The organism is Tangfeifania diversioriginum (assembly GCF_900141875.1).
Taxonomy (GTDB): Bacteria; Bacteroidota; Bacteroidia; order Bacteroidales; family Prolixibacteraceae; genus Tangfeifania; species Tangfeifania diversioriginum.
In genome coordinates, this window is record NZ_FQZE01000066.1 from 1 (window position 1) to 5,576 (window position 5,576).

Below are 5,576 nucleotides of genomic sequence, written 5' to 3' on the forward strand. Positions count from 1 at the left end.
TAATATTTTGTTTGCACTTTGAAGCTAAATTGTGTGACTTTTTTGTATGTAATTTATTGACAATCAATTGTTAATATTGTTTTTCAGCAAACCTTATTTATACTTTATTAGGCGGAATTGAGGCTGTAATTTGGTCAGATGTTTTACAAGTTTTTGTTTTGATAACAGGTATGTTGCTTTCTATTGTTATAATAATTTCGAGGTTAGATTTCGATATTTCAAAAATTACTAACACTGCTATCGAATATAATAAATTAAGATTCATTGATTTTAATTTAGATTTGTCTAAAACTACTATCTGGGTTTTTATTCTTTATGCATTTGGTAAGTTAAATGTTTATTTGTCTAATCAAGCAATCATACAGCGGTTTATTTCGACAAATAATGAAAAAGAAGCAGGGAAAAGTATGGTATATAACGCAGTGTTGAGTTTTCCTGTTTTTTTCATATTCCTAATATTTGGAGTACTCATTTTTGTATATTATCATCATTTCCCTTTCAATTTAAATCCTCTACTTGAAACTCAAGATGAAGTAGTGCCTTATTTTATCATTTCAGAATTGCCCCAAGGGATATCAGGTATAATGATTGCCTCTTTGTTTGCAGCGTCTATGTCAAGTTTTGATAGCGGAATCAATAGCACGACTACAGTAATAACTACGGACTTTTATATTCGCTATCGTTTAAGTATTTTAGGTTTGAATTCTCTTCAATTTGCAAAAATATTAACAGCAATTCTTGGAATATTTGGTACAATTATAGCCTTATATTTTGCTAATAATGATGTATCTTCATTATATGATATGTTTATAGAAATAATTGGAATTTTTGGAGGGGGGTTGGCTGGAACTTTTTTACTAGGTATTATAACAATACGAGGTAATTCTATTGGAGCTTTTTGGGGTATTATAATGAGTCTATTCATTGTTTTAGTTGTAAAATACTTTACTTCAATCCATTTCTTTACATATGCATTTATTGGAATGGGATCAAGTTTTTTAATTGGCTATCTTATAAGTTTAATTTTTGTTTCAAATCCTAATAATCTAAAAGGATTAACATTATATACATTAAAAAAATGAAATTAAAAGAATTAAAAACGGATATTGTTATCGTTGGCGGGGGACTTGGTAGTATAGCAGCTGCAATTTCAATTGCAAAATTAGGGAAGAAATGTATTATTACTGAGGAAACAGATTGGATTGGAGGTCAACTTACCTCACAAGCTGTACCGATGGATGAACATCCTTGGATGGAGTTTTTTGGATGTACCCAAACTTATCGTCAATTAAGAAATGAAATTAGGGAATATTATAAAAAATATTATCCGGTAACGTCCAGATCTAGAATGGATCCATATTTTTCTCCGGGAGCCTCACTTACTACTCGGTTGCCTTGCGAACCAAAAATCGCATTATCAGCTTTGTTTAGCATGTTAGCGCCATTCTGTTCCAATGAAAGTATTACAATTTTAACAGAATACAAACCAGAAGAAGTTGAAATTATTGGCGATGTAATAAAAAAAGTTCGGGTAAAAGATTTAAAAACAGGAGACTTCCTGGATGTATCCGGCGAATATTTTTTAGAAGGCACTGAAAATGGCGAGATTTTAAAACTTGGAAACATTGAATATGTAACGGGTGCTGAATCAAGAAATGATACTAAAGAATTACATGCGGAAGAAAACAAAGATCCCCAAAATATGCAAGCATTTACATTTTGCTATGCGTTATCATATTATCCAGATGAAGATAATACCATAGATAAACCTGAGACTTACGAATTTTGGAAAAATTACCAAGCACCTTTTCAAACAAATAAAAATTTTAGTTGGAATCCACAAACTAATAGGAAATATCAATTTTTCCCAGATAAAGAAGTTAACCTTTTTAGTATTTGGCAATATAGAAGAATTCTTTATAAAAAAAATTTTGAAAATGGTTTTTTAAAAGGAGATTTGTCTCTTATGAACTCTTCCCACAATGACTATTGGCTGGGCTCAATTATTGATGTGTCAGAAAATAAAAAAATCGAAAATATTGAAAAGGCAAAACAATTAAGTCTTAGTGAAATATATTGGTTACAAACTGATGCTCCACGCCCTGATGGAGGAGTTGGATATCCTGGTTTGAAACTAAGATATGACTATACTAATACACGTGATGGTTTGGCTAAATATCCTTATATAAGAGAAAGCAGAAGACTATTAGCTGAATTTCAAATACTTGAACAACACGTAGGTTTAGAAGCTTTAGAATTAGATAACTTGTCAGAAGCAGTGAACTTTCCAGACACAATAGGTATTGGATGTTATAATATTGATTTACACCCTACAACAGGAGGTCAACCAAGTTTGAATATCCCAACAAGACCATTTCAAATTTCTCTCGGTGCGTTAATTCCCCGAAGGGTTAAAAATTTAATTGCTGCATCTAAAAATATCGGAACAACACATATTACAAATGGATGCTACAGACTTCATTCAATTGAATGGAATATTGGCGAAGCAGCAGGAGTTTTGGCAGCCTATTGTTTAAAAAATAGTTTAATGCCAACTCAGGTTAGAAATAAAACAAAAAGCCTAACTGACTATCAGAAGGTTTTAAAAAAAATGGGAATTGAGCTTGAATGGCCAAAATTTATAAAAGGTACTTCTTATCATAAACATTTTAAAGATATTACGGATTGGGATTGGGGTGAAAATGATAAAAGAAATTTATGGAATATTTAATTTAATGAGCAAATCTATTTTTACTATTCAAAATTTGAGAATTTAATTATTATGTATACTTTACAAACTGATGTATTGGTTGTTGGTTCGGGTGCGGCGGGGATTACTGCGGCTATATCTTCAGCGAGGAATGGAGCAAATACTCTTCTTGTTGAATCAAGTGGTTTTTTAGGGGGCCTTTCGACCATTCTGCCCTGGCTTGGATTCCATGATCGAGATTATAGACAGGTAGTAAAGGGGATTGCACATGAATATGTTATGAAATTACATAAGAATGGTGATAGTTCTGGTTACGTCTATGATCCCAAATGTTCTTCACTAGTTAGTGTTAATGGACATAGTTGGAAAATTTTAGCAATGCAATTGGCACAAGATGCTGGAGTAAAAATAATGCTTCATACCTACATGGTTGATACAGTAAGGGAAAATGACAGAATAACCGGAATTATTGTTGAAAATAAAACTGGAAGACAAAAAATAAATGCAAAAGTTGTAATTGATTGCAGTGGCGATGGGGATGTTGCAGCTCGCGGCAATGTAAAATGGGAAAAAGGCAGAACATCAGATGGATTAGTTCAGGCTCCAACATTAGTTTTTAGAATTGGAAATTTAAATAGATCAAAATTTGTTGATGCCTGCAAAAACAATGCTCTAAATTATCGTGAATGGTTAAAACCTTATCCGGAATTATTGGAAAAAATGCAAAATAAATTGGACTCTTCAGAAACATTTATTATCGGTGGTTTTGCTAGTTTAGTGGAAAAGGCAAGAGAAGATGGAGTTCTTGATATTCCTCAAACACGAGTTGTTGGAGTCAAATTACACCTGGAGGATAAACTATTAATTGTAATGACAAGGATACTAGGTTTAAATCCCGTTGATGTTGAAAGTATTAGTACTGCATATAGTCGTATATATAGTCAAATACCTCAAATAATGTATTTTTTTAAACATTATGTTCCAGGTTGTGAGAATATTTTATTAGATGAAATAGCTCCTATGCTTGGGATAAGGGAAAGCAGAAGAATAGTTGGAGACTATATTCTTACTGCAGATGATTTAACCGAGGGTCGAGTTTTTAATGATACTGTATGTATGGGAGGCTATCATATTGATATACATCGGCCATCAGGCAGTTGGGTTGAATCAAAAAATGTTAAAGCATATACTATCCCTTTAAGAAGTCTAATTGCTGCAAATGTCGAAGGATTAATGATGGCTGGAAAATGCATTTCGGCAACACACGAGGCTATTGCTTCTACGCGGGTAATTCCCATCTGTATGGGGCAAGGTGAAGCAGTTGGAACAGTGGCAGCAATGGCGATTAAAAATAAAAAGTCCATACGAGATGTTTCAATTAAGAAAGTGCAAGAACAGTTAAATAAACAAGGAGTCGAATTTGGACAATCACTTGGTGCTCCAAATTATAAAATTATTAATGAATTAGGTCAATTACCATTAGTAGAACCTCCAACTGATGGTGAAAAGGACGAAGCAACATCCGCGAATAAACATTGGATAAAATAAAATCCATGAAAATACATCTTAAGTCAGCAAATGAAAATTTTATATAAATAAACATGAAAAAATTAATTGTATTTATATTTATCTTATCAATAATTTCGTTGTCATTTATCCCAATTCAAAAGCTAAGCAACAATTCATTTGAAGAAATAAATAATTTACCGATATGGGCTGGTAAATTGAAATTACCCGGCACTGTTCGAATTGCTGTACATGGCTCAGATAATGAAGAACTTTCACACCTTGCTTGGCCGAAGGCACTTATAGCACCAGATGGCACAATAGTATTAGCTTACTTAGCTGGAAGTTTCCATGGTTCACATGGTAAAAATTCACCGGCAATTTCATTATCTAATGATAATGGGAAAACTTTTAGCTCCCCTCAAATTTTAAAAGATTTTTCTTTAGAAGAAGAGTATACTGCTAGTGGAAATCTTGCTATGGGTATTGCCCATGATGGTGCAATAATTCTTTTAGCAATGGGGTATAGAGGAAATGAAGCCAATCACATTTTTGGTTGGCGCTCCGAGGATAATGGTAAGACCTGGTCGGAAGTTGACACCTCAAATTTAGGCCCCAATAAAACGGGCTCTGTTTGTGGAACAATTATTCAATTACCCGGGAAAAGATTAATGGCAATGGGACATTATAGAAAACCATCAATCCCTTATGAAATAGGAATTTGGCAATCAATTTCTTTTGATAATGGTCAAACATGGGAGGTGCCCCAAATGGTTACAAATATAAATGGGGGTGAACCTGTACTTGTTCGTGCAGATGATAGATTATTAGTATTTATTAGGGGAAGAGGTCCTGCTTCAACAAGACAATATATAGCAGTTTCAGATAACTTCGGCCAAACATGGCATACAGAACTTTCAGATATTATAGCACAAAATAACCATACTCAAAGCTTTGCGCATCCATTTGCAATGGTTAACCCTAAAAATAAGGAAGAATTGATTGCATTAACTGTGGAAAGACCTGTGCCTGGTAGTATCTGGTTATGGAGAGGAAATCCTAAAGACTTGAACTTTGCACTAGATCGTCAGCTTATGGAAATTCCGAAAATTGATAATGAAAAAAAAATAGATTATGGCTATACATGGTTGCTTAATATTGAAAAAAATCATTATTTAATGTTCTACTATCATGGTCTTAATCGTAATAATAGTTCTATTTGGGTTGCTGAGTTTTACCTTTAATATTTTTATTCGGTTTAAATTAAGGTTTGCTGAAAAACAATATTAACAATTGATTGTCAATAAATTACATACAAAAAAGTCACACAATTTAGCTTCAAAGTGCAAACAAAATATTA

At 32.9% G+C, this 5,576-nt stretch carries 4 protein-coding genes; all 4 read left to right on the forward strand.

All coding sequences use genetic code 11. From position 1 onward, the window contains the following. Positions 1 to 95 precede the first annotated feature (95 nt). Genes BUC07_RS20225 through BUC07_RS20240 form a run of 4 tightly spaced genes read left to right on the forward strand, consistent with a single transcriptional unit; the run spans position 96 to position 5,460 of the window. Positions 96 to 1,082 carry a sodium:solute symporter family transporter gene (locus BUC07_RS20225; protein WP_083578368.1) on the forward strand — a complete coding sequence of 329 codons (987 nt, stop codon included), beginning with the start codon at positions 96 to 98 and terminating at the stop codon, positions 1,080 to 1,082. After that, positions 1,079 to 2,731: an FAD-dependent oxidoreductase gene (locus BUC07_RS20230; protein WP_073174132.1), complete on the forward strand. Its 1,653-nt coding sequence runs from the start codon at positions 1,079 to 1,081 to the stop codon at positions 2,729 to 2,731. Before BUC07_RS20225 ends, BUC07_RS20230 begins: the two co-directional genes overlap by 4 nt. Before the next feature lie 51 nt (positions 2,732 to 2,782). Beyond that, positions 2,783 to 4,258 (forward strand): FAD-dependent oxidoreductase, encoded by a 1,476-nt coding sequence (locus BUC07_RS20235; protein WP_073174134.1) that lies wholly within the window; start codon positions 2,783 to 2,785, stop codon positions 4,256 to 4,258. Between the two features lie 53 nt (positions 4,259 to 4,311). Beyond that, on the forward strand, positions 4,312 to 5,460 hold the full coding sequence (locus BUC07_RS20240) for a sialidase family protein (RefSeq protein ID WP_073174136.1): 1,149 nt from the start codon (positions 4,312 to 4,314) through the stop codon (positions 5,458 to 5,460). Positions 5,461 to 5,576: the final 116 nt, after the last annotated feature.

Bases quoted from the DNA above. Each gene is read 5' to 3' on its own strand.
- BUC07_RS20230 (WP_073174132.1), top strand. From the start codon at position 1,079: ATGAAATTAAAAGAATTAAAAACGGATATTGTTATCGTTGGCGGGGGA.
- BUC07_RS20240 (WP_073174136.1), top strand. From the start codon at position 4,312: ATGAAAAAATTAATTGTATTTATATTTATCTTATCAATAATTTCGTTG.
- BUC07_RS20235 (WP_073174134.1), top strand. From the start codon at position 2,783: ATGTATACTTTACAAACTGATGTATTGGTTGTTGGTTCGGGTGCGGCG.